The organism is Dermacoccus nishinomiyaensis (genome assembly GCF_900447535.1).
GTDB lineage: Bacteria > Actinomycetota > Actinomycetes > Actinomycetales > Dermatophilaceae > Dermacoccus > Dermacoccus nishinomiyaensis.
The window spans coordinates 319972-337041 of sequence record NZ_UFXX01000001.1 but is presented as its reverse complement, the minus strand read 5'-3'; the positions used below and the strand labels follow the sequence as shown (position 1 = coordinate 337041).

Below are 17070 nucleotides of genomic sequence, written 5' to 3'. Positions count from 1 at the left end.
TACCGCGAACCCCGCCCCCGCCGAAGCGACGGAGGCGGGGCTCGCAGCTGTGGAGGTCAGATCAGCCGAGCACGGAGATGCCCGGCAGTTCCTTGCCCTCGAGGTATTCGAGGCTCGCCCCACCACCGGTGGAGATGTGCCCGAACTGATCGTCGGAGAAGCCGAGCTGACGCACGGCGGCGGCCGAGTCGCCACCACCGACGACGGTGAGGGCACCGTTCTCGGTGGCCTCGACGAGCGCCTGCGCGACAGCCTTCGTCCCGGCGGCGAACGGCTCCATCTCGAACGCGCCCATCGGGCCGTTCCAGAACACCGTCTTGCAGTCCGTCAGCTTGCTCGCGTACAGCTTCGCCGACTCCGGGCCGATGTCGAGACCCATCTGGTCGGCCGGGATCGCGTCGATCGAGACGACCTCGTGGCCCTTGTCGGCCGCGAACTCCGGCGCGACGACGACGTCGCTCGGCAGCACGATCTCGACGCCCAGCTCCTTGGCCTTCGCGATGTAGCCCTTGACCGTCTCGATCTGCTCGGTGTCGAGCAGGCTCTTGCCGACCTCGTGCCCCTCGGCCGCGAGGAAGGTGAACACCATCCCGCCGCCGATGAGCAGCCGATCCGCGGTCTGCATGAGGTTCTCGATGACGGCCAGCTTGTCGGCGACCTTCGCGCCACCGAGGACCACGGCGTACGGACGCTTCGGGTTCTCGGTGAGCTGCTTCAGCACCTCGACCTCGGTCTTGACGAGCCCACCCATCGCCGACGGCAGCAGCTGCGCCACGTCGTAGACGGACGCCTGCTTGCGGTGCACGACACCGAAGCCGTCGGAGACGAACACGTCCGCCAGTGACGCGAGCTGCTCGGCGAACTTCTTGCGCTCGGCCTCGTCCTTGCTCGTCTCGCCCGCATTGAAGCGCAGGTTCTCGAGCAGGGCGACGTCGCCGTCACCGAGGGATTCGACCGTGGAACGCGCCGAGTCGCCGACCGTGTCGGTGGCGAACGCCACGTCCTGACCGAGCAGTTCCGACAGACGCCCGACGACGGGCTGCAGCGAGTACTTCGCCTCCGGCTCGCCCTTGGGGCGGCCCAGGTGCGCGACGACGACGACGCGAGCGCCGGCCTTCGTCAGCTCCTGGATCGTCGGGACCGATGCGCGGATGCGGCCGTCGTCGGTGATCGTCGAACCGTCGAGCGGGACGTTGAGGTCGCTGCGCAGCAACACTGTCTTGCCGCGCAGATCACCCAGATCGCTGATGGACTTCACGCCTGACCCGATCAGAGGGAGGAGCCGACGAGCGTGGTCAGGTCGACGAGGCGGTTGGAGTAACCCCACTCGTTGTCGTACCAGCCGACGACCTTGACCTGGTTGCCGATGACCTTCGTCAGACCGGAGTCGAAGATGCAGGAGGCCGGGTCGGTGACGATGTCCGTCGAGACCAGCGGGTCCTCGGTGTACTGCAGGTAACCCTTGAGCGGGCCCTCGCTCGCGGCCTTCTTGACGATCTCGTTGACCTCTTCGACGGTCGTCTCGCGCGGAGCCTCGAACGTCAGGTCGGTCGCCGAGCCTGTGGGGGTCGGCACACGCAGCGCGTAACCGTCGAGCTTGCCCTTGAGCTCCGGCAGCACCAGCGCGACGGCCTTGGCGGCACCCGTCGAGGTCGGAACGATGTTGATCGCGGCGGCGCGGGCGCGACGCGGGTCGCTGTGCGGCGCGTCGTGCAGACGCTGGTCACCCGTGTAGGCGTGGATCGTCGTCATGAGGCCACGCTCGATGCCGAGGCCGTCGTTGAGAGCCTTGGCCATCGGGGCGAGGCAGTTCGTCGTGCACGAGGCGTTCGAGATGATCGTGTGCTTCGACGCGTCGTACTGGTCGTCGTTGACGCCCATGACGATCGTGATGTCCTCGTTCTTCGCCGGGGCGGAGATGATGACCTTCTTCGCGCCACCGGTGAGGTGCGCCTTGGCCTTCTCGGCGTCCGTGAAGAAACCGGTGGACTCGATGACGATGTCGGCGCCGACCGAGGCCCAGTCGAGCTTCGCCGGGTCCTTCTCGGCGAACGCGGCGATCTTCTTGCCGTCGACCGTGAGGGAGTTCTCGTCGTAGGAGACCTCGCCGTCGAAACGGCCGAGGATCGAGTCGTACTTGAGGAGGTTGGCGAGCGTCTTGTTGTCGGTGAGGTCGTTCACCGCCACGATCTCGACGTCTGCGCCCGAGGCCTTCACGGCCCGGAAGAAGTTGCGGCCGATGCGGCCAAAGCCATTGATACCAACGCGGACGGTCACTTGAGGACCCTGCCCTTCCCTAGGAATCGAGTGCTCACGCGCCCAGAAAGGCGCGAGGTCTTTCAACACCTCCACCCTATGACACGCAGGCGGGCCGCGGGGCACCGCGGGGCAGGTTACCGGTCAGTCAGGCCGCTGAACGGGGCGCGGCAGGGTCAGTCGTCCTCGAGCATGTCGGGCGTGAGGTTCGCGTCGGTGCCGGGGATGCCCTGATCGGCGGCGCGCTTGTCGGCCATCGCGAGCAGCCGGCGGATGCGTCCGGCGACGGCGTCCTTCGTCATCGGTGGGTCGGCCAGGGCGCCGAGCTCCTCGAGGCTCGCCTCCTTGTGCTCGATGCGCAACTCACCGGCCTGACGAAGATGATCGGGCACGTCCTCGCCGAGGATCTCCATCGCCCGCGCGACGCGGCTGCCCGCGGCGACGGCAGCGCGCGCCGAACGGCGCAGGTTGGCGTCGTCGAAGTTCGCGAGACGGTTCGCGGTGGCCCTCACCTCACGGCGCATGCGGCGCTCCTCCCACACGAGGCGCGCGTCCTCGGCGCCCATGTGGGTGAGCATCGCGCCGATCGCCTCGCCGTCACGGATGACGACGCGGTCGACGCCGCGCACCTCACGCGCCTTTGCGGGCACACCCAGCCGGCGCGCCGCGCCGACGAGGGCGAGGGCGACTTCGGAACCGGGACAGGTGATCTCCAGCGACGACGAACGGCCCGGCTCGGTGAGCGACCCGTGGGCGATGAACGCGCCGCGCCACGCGGCGGCGGCGTCGTCGAGGGTGCCGTTGACGATCTTCGGCGGCAGCCCGCGCACCGGGCGGCCCTTCGCATCGACGAGGCCGGTCTGCACGGCGAGCTCGGGCTTGGCGACGCGCACGAGATACGTCGTCTGACGACGGATGCCGCCGGCACTCATGACGGCGAGCTCGCTCGTGTGACCGTAGAGCTGCGTGATGTTCGTCCGCAGACGACGCGCGGCGACGCCGGTGTCGAGCTCCGCCTCGACGACGACCCGCCCGGCGACGAGGTGCAGCCCGCCGGCGAAGCGCAGCATGGCCGCGACCTCGGACTTGCGGGTCTGCTGCGGCGTCACCACCACCCGGGCCAGCTCGTCCTTGACCGCTGCCGTCATCGCCATGTCGTCGTGCACCTTCCTCGTCGATCGCCCTGCGGGACGAAGGATCTATTGTGCCGAACGCGTGGCACCCGGCCCAAACGGGTGGTCACGCGCGACGCCGCGCCTGGGCGCGGGCGGCCGATTCCATGACGTCGCGGTACGCCGTCGCGAGGCGCAGGGTGTCGTGGACGCCGGCGCTCTCCTGGTCGGCGACCGGCTTGTAGACGACGCTCGCGCCCAACGCGGCCGCCGACGACTCGAGCGCCTCGCGGGCGCGGGCGTCATCACCGACGACGCCCGGGTCGGCGAGGATCGCGTCGAGGTGAAGGGCCGGAGCATGGGCCGCGAGCACCTCGAGGTGATCGCTGGCCGAGAAACCGGAGGTCTCGCCCGTGTCCATCTGGACGTTGAGCGTCAGCATACGCTTCGCCTTCGTCTGCACGAGGGCGTCGAGCAGGTCGGGCACGAGCAGGTGCGGCATGACGGAGGTGAACCACGAACCCGGCCCGAGGATGACCCAGTCGGCGTCGAGCACCGCGTCGATCGCCTCGCGGCACGGCTGCGGCGGGTCGGGGAACAGGCGCAGGTTGAGCACGGTGCCCGGCGTCTGCGCGACCGCGACCTGGCCGGAGACCTCGCGCACCCCGTCCGGATCTGCGGGGTCGACGCCGCGGACTTTGGCGTCGATGCGCAACGGCTGCAACGACATGGGCAGGACGCGCCCGCGCGCGCTGAGCAGGCGCCCGACCATGTCGAGACCCTGGATCGGGTCTCCCAGCGAATCCCACAGCCCCGCGATGAGCAGGTTGCCGAGGGCGTGCCCGCCGAGCGGGCCCTCGCCGGGGAAGCGATGCTGCAGCGCATCACGCCAGGCGATGCCCCACTGCGAGTTGTCGCACAGAGCGGCCAGCGCCATGCGCAGGTCGCCGGGCGGGAGGATGTCGTACTCCTCGCGCAGGCGCCCCGAAGAGCCCCCGTCGTCGGCGACGGTGACGATGGCGGTGATCTTGTCCGTCACGAGACGCAGGGCCTCCAGCGAGGCGAACAGGCCGTGCCCCCCACCGAGGGCCGCGACCGCGGGGCGCTTCACTCCCGCCCCAGATCACGGTGGACGACGAGGGTCCCGAGCTGATCGGAGGCGAGGCGCTTCGCCAGTTCCTCGGCCATCGCGACACTGCGGTGCTTGCCGCCGGTGCAGCCGACGGCGAGCGTGACGTAGCTGCGCCCCTCGCGCAGGTAGCCCTGCGTCATCGGTTCGAGCAGCGCGAGGACGCCGTCGAGGAACTCACGGGCCCCCGGCTGACCGAGGACGAAATCACGCACGACCTCGTCCTTTCCGCTGAACGGGCGCAGCTCCGGGTTCCAGAACGGGTTCGGCAAGAAACGCATGTCGAAGACGAGGTCGGCGTCGAGCGGGATGCCGTACTTGAACCCGAAGCTCATGACGGCGACGCGCAACGCCGGCCCGCCCGTGTCGCCGACGAGCTCGTGCACCTTCGCGGACAGTTGGTGGACGTTGAGACCGCTCGTGTCGATGAGGATGTCGGCGTTCGAGCGCAGGTCGCGCAAGATCTCACGTTCGCGGATGATGCCGTCCAGCATGCGCCCCTCGCCCTGCAACGGGTGCGGTCGGCGCACCGACTCGAACCGGCGCACGAGCGCCTCGTCGGTCGCGTCCATGAACACGACCGACGGGCGCCAGCCGTCGTCACGCAGACGTTCGAGGCCCGCGCGGAAGTCGGTGAAGAACGCGCGGCTGCGCACGTCGACGACGGCGGCGAGGCGCGGGACGTCCTCCGCGCTCGCGTCGACGAGCCCGGCGAGGTCGGGCAGCAGCTGAGGCGGCAGGTTGTCGACGACGTACCAGCCCTGATCCTCGAGCACGTTCGCGGCCGTCGAGCGGCCGGCGCCGCTCATGCCGGTGACGACCATCAACTCCGCGCGCGGTGGGTGTGACATGGCTGCCTCTCGCTCGTTCATTCGACGATCTCTCCGGTCATCACGTTAACCGCTGGCTCGCCCTGCTCCTGCCGGAGCGAACGCACGATGGTCTCGGCGAGCGTCGGACCGATGCCCTTGACCTCGCACAGCGCGTCGGCGTCCGCCGCGCGGATGCGCTTGAGCGAGCCGAAGTGCGCGAGCAGCGCCTTCTGCTTGGCAGGGCCGAGCCCGGCGATGCCGTCGAGCGCGGACGTCGTCATCGACTTCGAGCGTCGCTCACGATGGAAGGTGATCGCGAAGCGGTGCGCCTCGTCGCGCACGCGCTGCAGCAGGTACAAGGCCTCGCTCGTGCGCGGCAGGATGACGGGGTAGTCGTCGTCGACGAGCCACACCTCCTCGAGACGCTTCGCGAGCCCGACGACGGGGATGTCGTCGAACCCGACGTCGGCGAGGGCCCGCGCGGCGGCGTCGACCTGCGGGCGTCCGCCGTCGACGACGAGCAACTGCGGACGGTAGGCGAAGCGCTTGATGCGGCCGTTCTCGTCACGCAGGGAGGGGCCTGCGGTCGCCGCGTCCGCCGGGATCTCGCCGGTCGTCGCGGGCGCGAGGTCGGCGCTCTCCTTCGCGAGCCGGGCGAAACGCCGCGTCAGCACCTCGTGCATCGCGGCGACGTCGTCGTTGCGCAGCGTGCCATCCTCGCCCTCGATGCCGTTGACGATGAAGCGGCGGTACTCCGACTTGCGGGGCAGACCGTCCTCGAACACGACCATCGAACCGACGACGTTCGTGCCCTGCACATGCGAGATGTCGAAGCACTCGATGCGCAGCGGCGCCTCGGGCAGCCCGAGGTTCTCCTGCAACTCTTCGAGGGCCTGCGAGCGGGCCGTCAGGTCGGACGCGCGGCTCACCTTGTGGCGCGCGAGCGCGTGCTCGGCGTTCTTCGCGACCGTCGCGGCGAGCTCGCGCTTGTCGCCGCGCTGCGGCACGCGGACGTCGACGTTGCTGCCGCGGCGTTCGCGCAGCCACGAGCTGACCGTCTCGACATCGGGCGGCAACGACGGCACGAGCACCTCGCGCGGGACGTCGTCGCGCCCCTGAAGGTCGCCGTAGACCTCGAGCAGCATGGCCTCGACGAGGTCGGCGGTGTTGACGCCGGCGTCGCTGCCCTTGTCGGTGACCCAGCCGCGCTGACCGCGGATGCGGCCGCCGCGCACGTGGAAGACCTGGACGGCTGCCTCGAGGTCGTCCTCGGCGACGCCGAAGACGTCGGCATCCGTCGCGTCGTCGAACACGATGGCTGACTTCTGCAGCACTTTCTCCAGGGCACCGAGGTCGTCGCGCAAGCGCGCCGCTTGTTCGAAGTCGAGGTCGGCGGCGGCAGCCTTCATGCGTCGCTCCATCTCCCGGGTGAAGCGCGCGGAATCGCCGGCCATGAAATCGCAGAAATCCTGGGCGATCTCACGGTGCTCGGCCTTGCTGACCTTGCCGACGCAGGGCGCGCTGCACTTGTCGATGTACCCGAGCAGACACGGGCGACCCGACGCCTCGGCGCGTCGGTAGACCCCGTTGCTGCACGTGCGCATCGGGAACACGCGCATGAGTTGATCGAGCGTGTCGCGGATCGCCCACGCGTGCGTGAACGGGCCGAAGTAGCGAGTGCCGGGACGCTTGCGCCCGCGCATCACCTGCGCGCGCGGCACCGCGTCGGACATCGTCACCGCGAGGTAGGGGTAGGACTTGTCGTCGCGGTACTTGACGTTGAAGCGCGGGTCGAACTCCTTGATCCAGGCGTACTCGAGCTGCAACGCCTCGACCTCGGTGCGCACGATCGTCCACTCCACCGAGGCGGCCGTCGTCACCATCGTCCGCGTGCGCGGGTGCAGCAGCCGCAGATCCTGGAAGTAGTTGCTCAGGCGCGAGCGCAGGTTCTTCGCCTTGCCGACATAGATGACGCGCCCGTCGCGGTCGCGGAAGCGGTAGACGCCGGGTTCGGTCGGGATGTCGCCCGTCTTGGGGCGGTAGGTGCGGGGGTCTGCCATCAGCCGGTCACGTGCAGCTGGCTGCCCTTGACCTCGACCTTCTTCTCGGCGAGCGGCTTGTCCGCGGGGCCGGCGAGCACGGCGCCCGTCATCGGGTCGAAGCGGCTGCCGTGGCAGGGGCAGACGATCGCCTTGTCGGTGACCTCGCCGACCTGGCAGTCCTGGTGCGGGCACACGGACGTGAACGCCTTGAAGGTGCCCTTCGTCGGCTGAGTGACGACGATGGAGTTGCCGCGGTCGACGAAGCCGCTGCCGACGCTCACCTTGCTCGCGTCGATCGTGGCGTCGACGGACTTCGTCGAGGCCTCGTCGTCGCCCCCGCCGCACGCGGCGAGCATGCCGGTGCCGGCCACGGCGATCGTCGCGGTCATCGCGCTGCGGCGCGTGAACTGTGCCTGGAGGTCACTCATCATGCCTTCTTCCGGGTCGTCTTCTTCGCCGCACTCGGCGCGGCGCTCGTGTTCTTTGCGGTCGTCTTGCCGGCCGCGGTCTGCTTGCTCGCCGTCTTCTTCGCGGCGGTCTTCCTCATCGCCGCGCGCGGGTCGATGACGGGCTTCTGCGCCACGATCGTCGGCGTCACGCCTGCGGCTTCGAGCAGCGGACGCAGGAAGCGACCCGTGTGGCTCGCCTCGACCTGCGCGATCTGCTCTGGCGTGCCCTCGGCGACGACCTCACCGCCGCGGAAACCACCCTCGGGGCCCATGTCGATGACCCAGTCGGCGCTCTTGATGACGTCGAGGTTGTGCTCGATGACGACGACCGTGTTGCCCTTGTCGACGAGGCCCTGGATGACCTCGAGCAGCTTGCGGATGTCCTCGAAGTGCAGACCGGTCGTCGGCTCGTCGAGGACGTAGATCGTGCGGCCGGACGAGCGCTTCTGCAGCTCCGCGGCTAGCTTGACGCGCTGCGCCTCACCACCCGACAGCGTCGGCGCCGGCTGGCCGAGACGGACGTAGCCGAGACCGACGTCGACGAGCGTGCGCATGTGACGCGCGATCGCGGGCACCGCTTCGAAGAACTCCGCGGCCTCCTCGATCGGCATGTCGAGCACCTCGGCGATCGACTTGCCCTTGAAGTGCACCTCGAGCGTCTCGCGGTTGTAGCGCGCCCCGTGGCACACCTCGCACGGCACGTACACGTCGGGCAGGAAGTTCATCTCGATCTTCAGCGTGCCGTCACCCGAACATGCCTCGCAGCGTCCGCCCTTGACGTTGAAGGAGAAGCGCCCCGGCTGGTAGCCGCGGATCTTCGCCTCCTGTGTCTCTGCGAAGAGCTTGCGGATGGCGTCGAACACGCCCGTGTAGGTGGCCGGGTTGCTTCGCGGTGTGCGCCCGATGGGGCTCTGGTCGACGTGGACGACCTTGTCGAGCAGTTCGGTGCCGGTGACGCGCTTGTGGCGCCCGGCGACCTGGCGGGCGCCGTTGAGGTCGTTCGCGAGCGTCGTGTAGAGGATGTCGTTGACGAGCGTCGATTTGCCCGACCCCGACACGCCGGAGACGACGACGAGGTTGCCCAGCGGGAACGCGACGTCGATGTCCTTGAGCGTGTGCTCACGCGCTCCCTCGACGACGAGGCGGCGACCGTCCTGACCGCGACGCGTCTGCGGCACCGGGATGGACAATCGGCCGCTGAGGTAACCGCCGGTGACGGACTTCTTCTCCGCGAGCAAGCCCTTGACCGGGCCGGAGTAGACGACCTCTCCCCCGTGCTCACCGGCACCGGGCCCGATGTCGACGATCCAGTCGGCCGTCGCGATCGTGTCCTCGTCGTGCTCGACGACGATGAGCGTGTTGCCGAGGTCGCGCAGGCGCGTCAGCGTCTCGATGAGGCGGTGGTTGTCGCGTTGGTGAAGACCGATCGACGGCTCGTCGAGGACGTAGAGCACGCCGACGAGACCCGAGCCGATCTGCGTCGCGAGGCGGATGCGCTGCGCCTCACCACCCGACAGCGTGCCGGCGGGCCGGTCGAGCGAGAGGTAGTCGAGGCCGACGTCGAGCAGGAAGCCGAGACGCGCCGCGATCTCCTTAATGACGCGCTCGGCGATCTGCCGCTCGCGCGAGGTGAAGTCGACGTCGTCGAGGAAGTGCGCGGACTCCGAGATCGGCAGCGCGCACACCTCGGCGATCGACTTGCCGCCGATCGTCACCGACAGCGACTCGGGCTTGAGGCGTGCGCCGTTGCACGTCGGGCATGGCACCTCGCGCATGTAGCCCTCGTAGCGCTCACGGCTCCACTCCGACTCCGTCTCCGTGTGGCGACGCTTGACGAACGGGATGACGCCCTCGAAGCCCGTCGAATAGGAGCGCTCACGCCCGAAACGGTTGCGGTAGGTGACGTGAACCTTGTGGTTCTTGCCCTCGAGCAGCATCGTCTTCGCCTTGGCCGGCAGGTCGCGCCATGGGGTGTCGAGGTCGAACCCGCTCTCCTTGCCGAGCGCGCCCATGACGCGGACGAAATAGTCGGCGGCACCGCTGCCCTGCGCCCACGGCAGGATCGCGCCCTCGCGCAGCGTCTTGTCCTCGTCGGGGATGATGAGGTCGGGGTCGACACGCAGCTCGGTGCCGAGACCGGTGCAGGCCGGGCAGGCACCGAACGGGCTGTTGAACGAGAACGAACGCGGCTCGATCGCGTCCATCGACAGCGCGTGGTCGTTCGGGCAGGCGAGCTTCTCCGAGTAACGGCGCTCGAGCGGCAGCTCGTCGTGCTCGTCCTCGGCGCCCTCGCGCACGACGCGTTCGATGACGACGAGGCCGTCCGCGAGGCCGAGGGCCGTCTCGACCGAGTCGGTGAGGCGCTGGCGGCCGCTGAGGTCGTCCGGCCCCTTCGCGACGAGACGGTCGACGACGACGTCGATCGTGTGCTTCTTCTGCTTCTCCAGCGTCGGCGGTTCGCTCAGCGTCACCGTCTCACCGTCGACACGGGCACGGGAGAAGCCCTTCGTCTGCAGTTCGGCGAACAGGTCGACGTACTCGCCCTTGCGGGCGCGCACGACGGGTGCAAGCACCTGGAAGCGGGTGCCAGACGGTAGCTCCTGGATCGAGTCGACGATCTGCTGCGGCGTCTGGCTGCCGACCGGCGCGCCGCAGACGGGGCAGTGCGGGCGACCGGCGCGGGCGAAGAGCAGACGGAAGTAGTCGTAGACCTCCGTGATCGTGCCCACCGTCGAGCGCGGATTGCGGTTCGTGCTCTTCTGATCGATGGAGACGGCGGGGCTGAGGCCTTCGATGAAGTCGACGTCCGGCTTGTCCATCTGACCGAGGAACTGACGCGCGTACGCCGACAGGGATTCGACGTAGCGGCGCTGGCCCTCGGCGAAGATCGTGTCGAACGCGAGGGACGACTTGCCCGAGCCGGACAGCCCGGTGAACACGACGAGCGCGTCACGCGGGATCTCGATCGAGACGTTCTTGAGGTTGTGCTCCCGTGCGCCGCGCACGAGAAGGTGATCGTGGCCGCGACGTGGGGCCACGGCGTTGCTGCTGCTTGGAATCTTCGGCACGTCCCCCATGCTAGGTGCGCGCACCGACAACCCCCGAACGGCGCGGGGAAACCCACCCCTGTGGGCACCCGGGACACGCCCACGACGACGGATCAGGCCATGGCGCCGGTCCGATTAGTCTGGGGCGCATGTCTGTGGATTTCACCCCTTCCGAGGTCAACACCACCCCGATCGAGGACTACGCCATCATCGGTGACACCGAGACGGCGGCGCTCGTCAGCCTCCGGGGGTCCATCGACTGGTTGTGCCTGCCCCGCTTCGACTCGTCGAGCTGCTTCACGGCGCTGCTCGGCACGCCGGATCACGGACGCTGGCTGCTCGGGCCCGCCGAGGAGGCCACGACGACGCGGGCGTACCGCGAGGACAGTTTCATCCTCGAGACGATCCACGAGACGGCGACCGGCAAGGTGAAGGTCACCGATCTCATGCCCGTCAGCGACGGCCGCGCAGACGTCCTGCGTCGCGTCGAGGGCCTCGAGGGTACCGTGACGTTGGAGCAGGAGTGGGTCGTCCGCCTCAACTACGGCAAGGTGAAGCCGTGGGTGAGCCACCACCCGGGGCACGTGCAGGACGAGGAGGTGCTCGTCGCGATCGCCGGCCCCGACATGCTCATCTTCCGCGGCGACCGGCTGCCCGTCGGCAACGAGGGGCGTCACCGTGACCTGTTCGACGTCTCCGCCGGTGAGGCGCTCGACTTCAGCATGACGTGGGTGCCGAGCTACAAGCCGATCCCGATCCCGCTCGACACCGACAAGCGCATCGCGTCGACGCTGGGGCGCTGGAACGACTGGATCGGCCACTGCACCTACGACGGGCCGCACGCCGACGTCGTGCGTCGCAGCCTGCTCGTGCTCAACCTGCTGACGGACAGCCGCCGCGGCGGCATCGTCGCGGCGCCGACGACGTCGCTGCCGGAGGACTTCGGTGGTGAACGCAACTGGGATTACCGCTACTGCTGGCTGCGCGACGCCTCGCTAGGTCTCGAGTCGCTGCTGCGCGCCGGCTACGTCGACGCGACGATCAAGTGGCGCGAGTGGCTCGTGCGTGCCCTCGCCGGTGATCCCGAGGACATGCAGATCATGTACACGATCGACGGTGGGCGCGAGCTGCCCGAGCGTGAACTCGACCATCTGCCCGGGTACGCGGATTCGCGGCCGGTGCGTGTCGGCAACGGCGCCGTCGACCAGAAGCAGACGGACGTCCTCGGCGAGGTCATGATCGCCTTTGAGCACGCGCGCGCCAAGGGTGGGTACGAGAACGAGCAGAGCTGGGCGATCCAGGCCGCGCTAGTCAACCAGCTCGCCGAGCACTGGGACGAGCCGGACAACGGTTTATGGGAGATCCGCGGGCCGCTGCAGCACTTCACGCACTCGCGCGTCATGGTGTGGGCTGCGTTCAACGCGGCGATCTCCGCCGTCGAGAAGCACGGCCACCCGGGCGACGTCGAGCGGTGGCGCGAGGTGCGCGAGCTCGTGCGTGAGGAGATCCTCACGAAGGGTTTCAACGTGCAGAAGAACACGTTCACGCAGCACTACAACACGACCGAGGTCGACGCGTCGCTGCTGCTCATCCCGGCCGTCGGGTTCCTGCCCGCCGACGATCCTCGCGTCATCGGCACGGTGCGGGCCATCGAGAACGACCTCATGCGCGGCGGTTTCCTCCTGCGCTACCGCACCGAATCGGGCGTCGACGGCCTCGCCGGAGACGAGCACCCGTTCCTCGCCTGCTCGTTCTGGCTCGTCTCCGCGTACGCGAAGATCGGTGAGCTCGACAAGGCCGAGGAGCTGTTCGACCGGTTGTGCGACCTGCCGAACGACGTCGGACTGCTCGCCGAGGAGTACGACCCCGAGGAGATGACCCAGGTCGGCAACTACCCGCAGGCCTTCAGTCACCTCACTCTCATCGGCGCCGGCTACGACCTGCATGAGGCGCAGGTCGCTGCGCGCGGGGCGAACGTCTGACGCGGTGGTAGCGGGGTTTCCTGCCCCGGCGGCCCAGAGCGACGACACTGATGACGCGGCATCGGCTGCACGCTCGCGCTGTCACGGGCCCGGGCCGCCCCTGCGCGCGGCGTGCCCGGGCCACCCGGCGCCGGTACCTGTGGCACCGGTGGCTGGGTGGGTGAGATGGTAGAGGCATGAGTGCTTACCTCTCCGATGTGAAACCGGGCGACGCGCCGTCACGACTCGACCTGCCGGGGCTGACGATGTGGAAGCTGTCAGTTTCCGACATGCACAACAACGTGTATCTGCTGCGTGATGCGACGCCCGAGACGGGTGGTGCGGCGGTGCTCATCGACGCTGCGGCAGATGCCGGAGCCATCACGGCGATGCTCGACGAGGCGTGCGTCGATCGTCTCGATGCCGTCGTGACGACCCACAAGCACTGGGATCATCACCGCGCCCTGCCCGAGCTCGCCGAGCGTGCTGACGCGACGCTCGCCGGTCTCGAGGACGGACCGCACCTCCCGGTCGCGCCCGCGCGGACGCTGAGTGACGGTGACACGATTCAGTTCGGCGCGCAGACGCTCGTCGCGCACCACGTGCCAGGCCACACCCCCGGCAGCGTCGTTTTGTCGTGGACGCCACCCGCCGGCAGCGACGCTCTGCCTCAGCTGTGGACGGGCGACACGCTGTTTCCTGGCGGCGTCGGCGCGACGACGCATTCCGATGAGCAGTCGTTCGACGAGCTGTTCACCATGGTTCGCGATCGCATCTTCGGGCGTTTCGACGATGCCGACGTTCACCCGGGCCACGGCGACGACACGCGTCTGTCTGTCGAACGCCCGCACCTCGACGAGTGGCGCGAACGCGGTTGGTGAGCTGAGCGCCCGACATCATCGTCGCCCTTGACTGCATGGTCCCCTGACTGCACGATGCGGTCGTTGCGTGACCACCGCACCTGGATGCGTGGCGTGGGCAGGCCTGGCGACCTGGGCGCCCGACATCATCGCCGCCCTTGCCTGCACGACGCGGTCTTTGCGTGAATGACCGCACCTGGATGCGTGGCGCGGGCAGGCCTGGCGACTTGAGCGCCGACGACGACGCGGGTCTGCGGCGCGCCGCGGTGACCAATTGGATGGTCATGCCTCGACCAGGTGCGCGAACACCTCTGGCGCCTTGAGCGCCGGCGATGTCTCGTATCGCAGCCGCGGCTGAGTGACGCGCAGGCAGGGGCCGGCGTCGTCGGTGCGTCTCGTCGACTGGCGTGTCATGACGAACGAGCGGCGGGGCTGCGAACCCTCGCGGTTCGCGGCCCCGCCGGTCGCACGTGCAGGGGGATCGTCAGCCGGCGAGGGGCTTCTGACGCGGTTCGTCGCCGAGTTCGCCACGCGCTTCGGCGCGCTTCTCGAACCAGATCGTCGCGAACGGGATCACGGCGCAGAGCAGGCCGATGCCGATCGTCTTGTTCGGCCAGCTCTTCTCCTGCCACAGCTTGAGCGCGCACAGGACGTACCCGATGAACATGACGCCGTGGATGGGCCCGGCGATCTGCACTCCGACCTCAGTGGTCTTGAGCACCCACTTGAAGAACATGCCGATGAGAAGCAGACCCCAGGAAACAGCTTCGGCGAACGCGAAGATCTTGAAGATTCGAGACATGCGGCGATTCTACTGAGACGGCCTGAGTGCCGGCCGATGGAGCGTGCCTGCCAACAGCTCAGCTCGCGGGAGCGAGCGTGGTCGCGACCGTCTCCCCGCTCGGGAGAGTCGTCCAGCGGCGGCCGGTCGGTGACTCCCACGTGCAAACTCCGTCTGGCGTCATGGTCACGGCATAGCCGCCGAAGGTCTTGGCGCGGTGATGGTGGCGGCACAGGGCCTGCAGGTTGCCGACGCTCGTCGGCCCACCGTCGGCGTGCGGGACGACGTGGTCGAGGTCGCAGTTCGTCGAGACCCGGGTGCAGTGCGGGAAGCGGCAGTGCACGTCACGCTCACGGACAAGCCGCGCCACTCGCGCGCCGGGACGATACGTCGTCGAGCAACTCGCGAGCGTCGTCCACGCACCGTCAACGAGGTCGATCGTGAACGTGGTGTCGACGAGCGCCGCGACGAGGCGAACGGCTGCCGCGTCGACGTGGCCCAGGCCGGGGATGTGGGCCGCGCCCAATGTGTCCGGGGGTCGCGTGATGACGCCGATCGGCCCGGCCTCAGCGTGCTGACGGGGCCGACTAAGACCGTCCTCATCAAGACCGCCCTCGTCGAGACCGCAGTTGGGGACGGAGGCGAGCGACGCAGGGGGCTCCAGCGTTCCGAACCGCCGGTCGGAAGGCGCTGGTGGGCTCGCGTGGACGGGCACCTTGAGGTGCATGACGGTGTTGACCGTTGAGTTCGCGAAGACAAGGTCGAGCAGTGCGTCGACGCGAACGGCGCCGAGGGGTTCGGTGCCACTCCCTGCCACACTGACGTGGCTCGCGGCGCGCCACCGCGCGAGTTCGTCACGTGGATCTGGCGCATGGTCGTTGAGCGTCTGAGCGTGCGCTTCGATCGCGGCGCGGAGACGGGCAGCGTCCTCGGTGGCCATGATCAGACGCACCTCGGTGAGGGTGTCGAAATCGAGGTGGGGCGTGAACCATAGCCCGTGCTCACGACGGGGGTCGACGGTGTCGGCCTCGGTCTGCGCCAGCCGCCTGTCGTGCAGCAGTTTGCGCGCCCGGGAGCGGGCACCGTCGACGCTGAGGTGGTGTGCTCCCCCGCTCACGAGATCCGTGAGCACCTCTGCAGCCAACTCGTCGTCGAGGTGCGCCATCTCACGCGCCAGCGTGGCGGCCACCATGGTGCGGCAGGCTCCCCGCAGCGTCAGTTCGTGCAGAGCGGGCGCGCGGTCGCGGAGCATGCGTCCGTCGACAGCGAGGCGCGACGCGGTGGCGCTCGAACACCCGAGGGCGTTCCCGAGATCATCCCCCGCGAATTCGCCTGCGGTCGGAGGGCGTTCGCAGAGCCCATAGTTCTCCTCGTCGAGGTGAGCACGCTGGGCGACCGTGTCTTCGTGTTCGACGGCGACGGCGTGAAGCACCGCGTCGGCGGCCCTCGTCACCTCCTGCGCAGCAACGGCGATGTCTTCCAGTTGTGCTTGGAGCGTGAACGTGCGCGTGTGGCGCTCATCGAAGGTTCGCGGCAACGCGTCGCCCGAGCAGGGCGCCAATGTCTCCGGGTCGGCCAGCGCCTGCTCTGCGATCGCGCGCGTCAGCAGAACCCATGCGCCCACCAGCTCGGTGGACGGCATGGCGGCGACCGTCTCGGCCGTCACTGCCAGCGTTTGATCCATGCCACTAGTTTAGTACACATGTTCGAATCTTGGTAGGGTCAAAGGGATAGTGAGTGAACCCACTGGCCGGCCCTTCCTCCGCGCCAGGGCTGCATCACGAATCACAAGAGCACCCGCCGCGTGCAACCCTGCGATCAGGCGGCGCTGGTTTGCACCCGCTTGGTCTACCGCCTGACGGCAGACGAGGTACAGGCGACTGGTGGTTGACTCATCCCATGGCCTCAGCGACGCTGCCCACGCACATTGCCGTCGTGGCACTCGTTCGGGACGCGAGGGTGCTACTCGCTCACCGCCACCCGAACCGGATGAATTATCCGGACCTGTGGGACCTGCCCGGGGGACACGTCGAACCCGGCGAGTCCGCCGAGTGCGCTGCCCGTCGCGAGTGCGTCGAAGAGCTCGGAGTGACGGTGATCGATCCAGAGCGATTTCCGATGGCCTGCAAGGATCCAGCCCTGTTGAAGCATGCGTTCTTCGCGACGCGCTGGGTAGGGAACCCCCGCAACATCGCGCCCGACGAGCACGACGACATCGGCTGGTTCGCCGAGAGCGAACTGCCCCGGTTGGCCATGGCCGATCATGCGGGGTGTCAGGACCTCGTCAGGCTCATCCGGGCGATCAAATGACATCAGCCCCGGCGTGGCGTGACCGTATTTCGCTTGCCGGTCGGCTGCCTCGCCCATAGCGTGTCGAGCATGCCCCAACCTGCTGGCTTCGCCTTTCTCGAACGTGATGGCGTCGTTGTCATCACTCATCACGGACGCACAGCGACGACTCTTAGGGGCGCGCGTGCTGCGGACTTCTTGGAAGACGTCGAGGACGGTGACGCTCAGGAGATCATGGCGCGCCTCACCGGCAACTATCGCCGCGGCAATGAGCGTCAGGCCCGCAACCATCCTCGCAACAAGGGGCGATGACCACGCGGCGCCGAGATCCC

Annotated in this window: 14 protein-coding genes; 4 read left to right on the top strand and 10 right to left on the bottom strand. The window is 68.6% G+C overall.

What is annotated here, in order from left to right; genetic code table 11:
* Window positions 1–61: 61 nt before the first annotated feature.
* The 8 genes from DYE07_RS01690 to uvrA all read right to left on the bottom strand — a co-directional run bounded on the left by DYE07_RS01690 (window position 62) and on the right by uvrA (window position 10877).
* Window positions 62–1258, bottom strand: a complete 1197-nt coding sequence (locus DYE07_RS01690) for a phosphoglycerate kinase (protein ID WP_115296202.1) — start codon at window positions 1256–1258, stop codon at window positions 62–64.
* 11 nt (window positions 1259–1269) lie between these two features.
* A complete protein-coding gene (gene gap / locus DYE07_RS01685) occupies window positions 1270–2277 on the bottom strand; it encodes a type I glyceraldehyde-3-phosphate dehydrogenase (RefSeq protein ID WP_115296201.1) in 1008 nt (335 codons plus the stop codon).
* Between the two features lie 155 nt (window positions 2278–2432).
* A complete protein-coding gene (gene whiA / locus DYE07_RS01680) occupies window positions 2433–3410 on the bottom strand; it encodes a DNA-binding protein WhiA (RefSeq protein ID WP_038570925.1) in 978 nt (325 codons plus the stop codon).
* Between the two features lie 85 nt (window positions 3411–3495).
* A complete protein-coding gene (locus DYE07_RS01675; RefSeq protein ID WP_115296200.1) occupies window positions 3496–4479 on the bottom strand; it encodes a gluconeogenesis factor YvcK family protein in 984 nt (327 codons plus the stop codon).
* On the bottom strand, window positions 4476–5348 hold the full coding sequence (gene rapZ / locus DYE07_RS01670; RefSeq protein WP_237723728.1) for an RNase adapter RapZ: 873 nt from the start codon (window positions 5346–5348) through the stop codon (window positions 4476–4478). The genes DYE07_RS01675 and rapZ overlap by 4 nt, the downstream gene beginning before the upstream one ends.
* A 17-nt stretch (window positions 5349–5365) precedes the next feature.
* The gene (gene uvrC / locus DYE07_RS01665; RefSeq protein ID WP_115296198.1) at window positions 5366–7369 is read right to left on the bottom strand and encodes an excinuclease ABC subunit UvrC; all 2004 of its coding nucleotides are present in this window, start codon (window positions 7367–7369) and stop codon (window positions 5366–5368) included.
* Window positions 7369–7779, bottom strand: coding sequence for a Rieske (2Fe-2S) protein (locus DYE07_RS01660; protein WP_202774992.1), 411 nt, complete (start codon window positions 7777–7779; stop codon window positions 7369–7371). The genes uvrC and DYE07_RS01660 overlap by 1 nt, the downstream gene beginning before the upstream one ends.
* Entirely contained in the window at window positions 7779–10877 is a 3099-nt protein-coding gene (gene uvrA / locus DYE07_RS01655; protein WP_172462929.1) for an excinuclease ABC subunit UvrA, read from the bottom strand. Before uvrA ends, DYE07_RS01660 begins: the two co-directional genes overlap by 1 nt.
* A 119-nt stretch (window positions 10878–10996) precedes the next feature.
* On the opposite strand from uvrA, the gene DYE07_RS01650 reads away from it, so the two are divergent.
* Window positions 10997–12829, top strand: coding sequence for a glycoside hydrolase family 15 protein (locus DYE07_RS01650; protein ID WP_115296197.1), 1833 nt, complete (start codon window positions 10997–10999; stop codon window positions 12827–12829).
* Window positions 12830–13005: 176 nt separating this feature from the next.
* Window positions 13006–13689, top strand: a complete 684-nt coding sequence (locus tag DYE07_RS01645; protein ID WP_074039360.1) for an MBL fold metallo-hydrolase — start codon at window positions 13006–13008, stop codon at window positions 13687–13689.
* Between the two features lie 463 nt (window positions 13690–14152).
* Here the strand turns inward: DYE07_RS01645 and DYE07_RS01635 are convergent, their stop codons facing one another.
* Both DYE07_RS01635 and DYE07_RS01630 read right to left on the bottom strand, forming a co-directional pair.
* Window positions 14153–14470 carry a DUF3817 domain-containing protein gene (locus DYE07_RS01635; protein ID WP_006945470.1) on the bottom strand — a complete coding sequence of 106 codons (318 nt, stop codon included), beginning with the start codon at window positions 14468–14470 and terminating at the stop codon, window positions 14153–14155.
* A 58-nt stretch (window positions 14471–14528) separates the two neighbouring features.
* Entirely contained in the window at window positions 14529–16133 is a 1605-nt protein-coding gene (locus DYE07_RS01630; protein WP_115296196.1) for an HNH endonuclease signature motif containing protein, read from the bottom strand.
* Between the two features lie 215 nt (window positions 16134–16348).
* On the opposite strand from DYE07_RS01630, the gene DYE07_RS01625 reads away from it, so the two are divergent.
* Window positions 16349–16759: an NUDIX hydrolase gene (locus tag DYE07_RS01625; protein WP_115296195.1), complete on the top strand. Its 411-nt coding sequence runs from the start codon at window positions 16349–16351 to the stop codon at window positions 16757–16759.
* Between the two features lie 69 nt (window positions 16760–16828).
* The gene (locus DYE07_RS01620) at window positions 16829–17050 is read left to right on the top strand and encodes a hypothetical protein (protein WP_038570941.1); all 222 of its coding nucleotides are present in this window, start codon (window positions 16829–16831) and stop codon (window positions 17048–17050) included.
* Window positions 17051–17070 lie beyond the last annotated feature (20 nt).

What these genes read in the sequence shown, in the direction of transcription:
- whiA (WP_038570925.1), bottom strand. Translation starts at nt 3,410, where the DNA reads ATGGCGATGACGGCAGCGGTCAAGGACGAGCTGGCCCGGGTGGTGGTG.
- rapZ (WP_237723728.1), bottom strand. Translation starts at nt 5,348, where the DNA reads ATGTCACACCCACCGCGCGCGGAGTTGATGGTCGTCACCGGCATGAGC.
- uvrC (WP_115296198.1), bottom strand. Translation starts at nt 7,369, where the DNA reads ATGGCAGACCCCCGCACCTACCGCCCCAAGACGGGCGACATCCCGACC.
- DYE07_RS01660 (WP_202774992.1), bottom strand. Translation starts at nt 7,779, where the DNA reads ATGAGTGACCTCCAGGCACAGTTCACGCGCCGCAGCGCGATGACCGCG.
- uvrA (WP_172462929.1), bottom strand. Translation starts at nt 10,877, where the DNA reads ATGGGGGACGTGCCGAAGATTCCAAGCAGCAGCAACGCCGTGGCCCCA.
- DYE07_RS01650 (WP_115296197.1), top strand. Translation starts at nt 10,997, where the DNA reads ATGTCTGTGGATTTCACCCCTTCCGAGGTCAACACCACCCCGATCGAG.
- DYE07_RS01645 (WP_074039360.1), top strand. Translation starts at nt 13,006, where the DNA reads ATGAGTGCTTACCTCTCCGATGTGAAACCGGGCGACGCGCCGTCACGA.
- DYE07_RS01635 (WP_006945470.1), bottom strand. Translation starts at nt 14,470, where the DNA reads ATGTCTCGAATCTTCAAGATCTTCGCGTTCGCCGAAGCTGTTTCCTGG.
- DYE07_RS01630 (WP_115296196.1), bottom strand. Translation starts at nt 16,133, where the DNA reads ATGGATCAAACGCTGGCAGTGACGGCCGAGACGGTCGCCGCCATGCCG.
- DYE07_RS01625 (WP_115296195.1), top strand. Translation starts at nt 16,349, where the DNA reads ATGGCCTCAGCGACGCTGCCCACGCACATTGCCGTCGTGGCACTCGTT.
- DYE07_RS01620 (WP_038570941.1), top strand. Translation starts at nt 16,829, where the DNA reads ATGCCCCAACCTGCTGGCTTCGCCTTTCTCGAACGTGATGGCGTCGTT.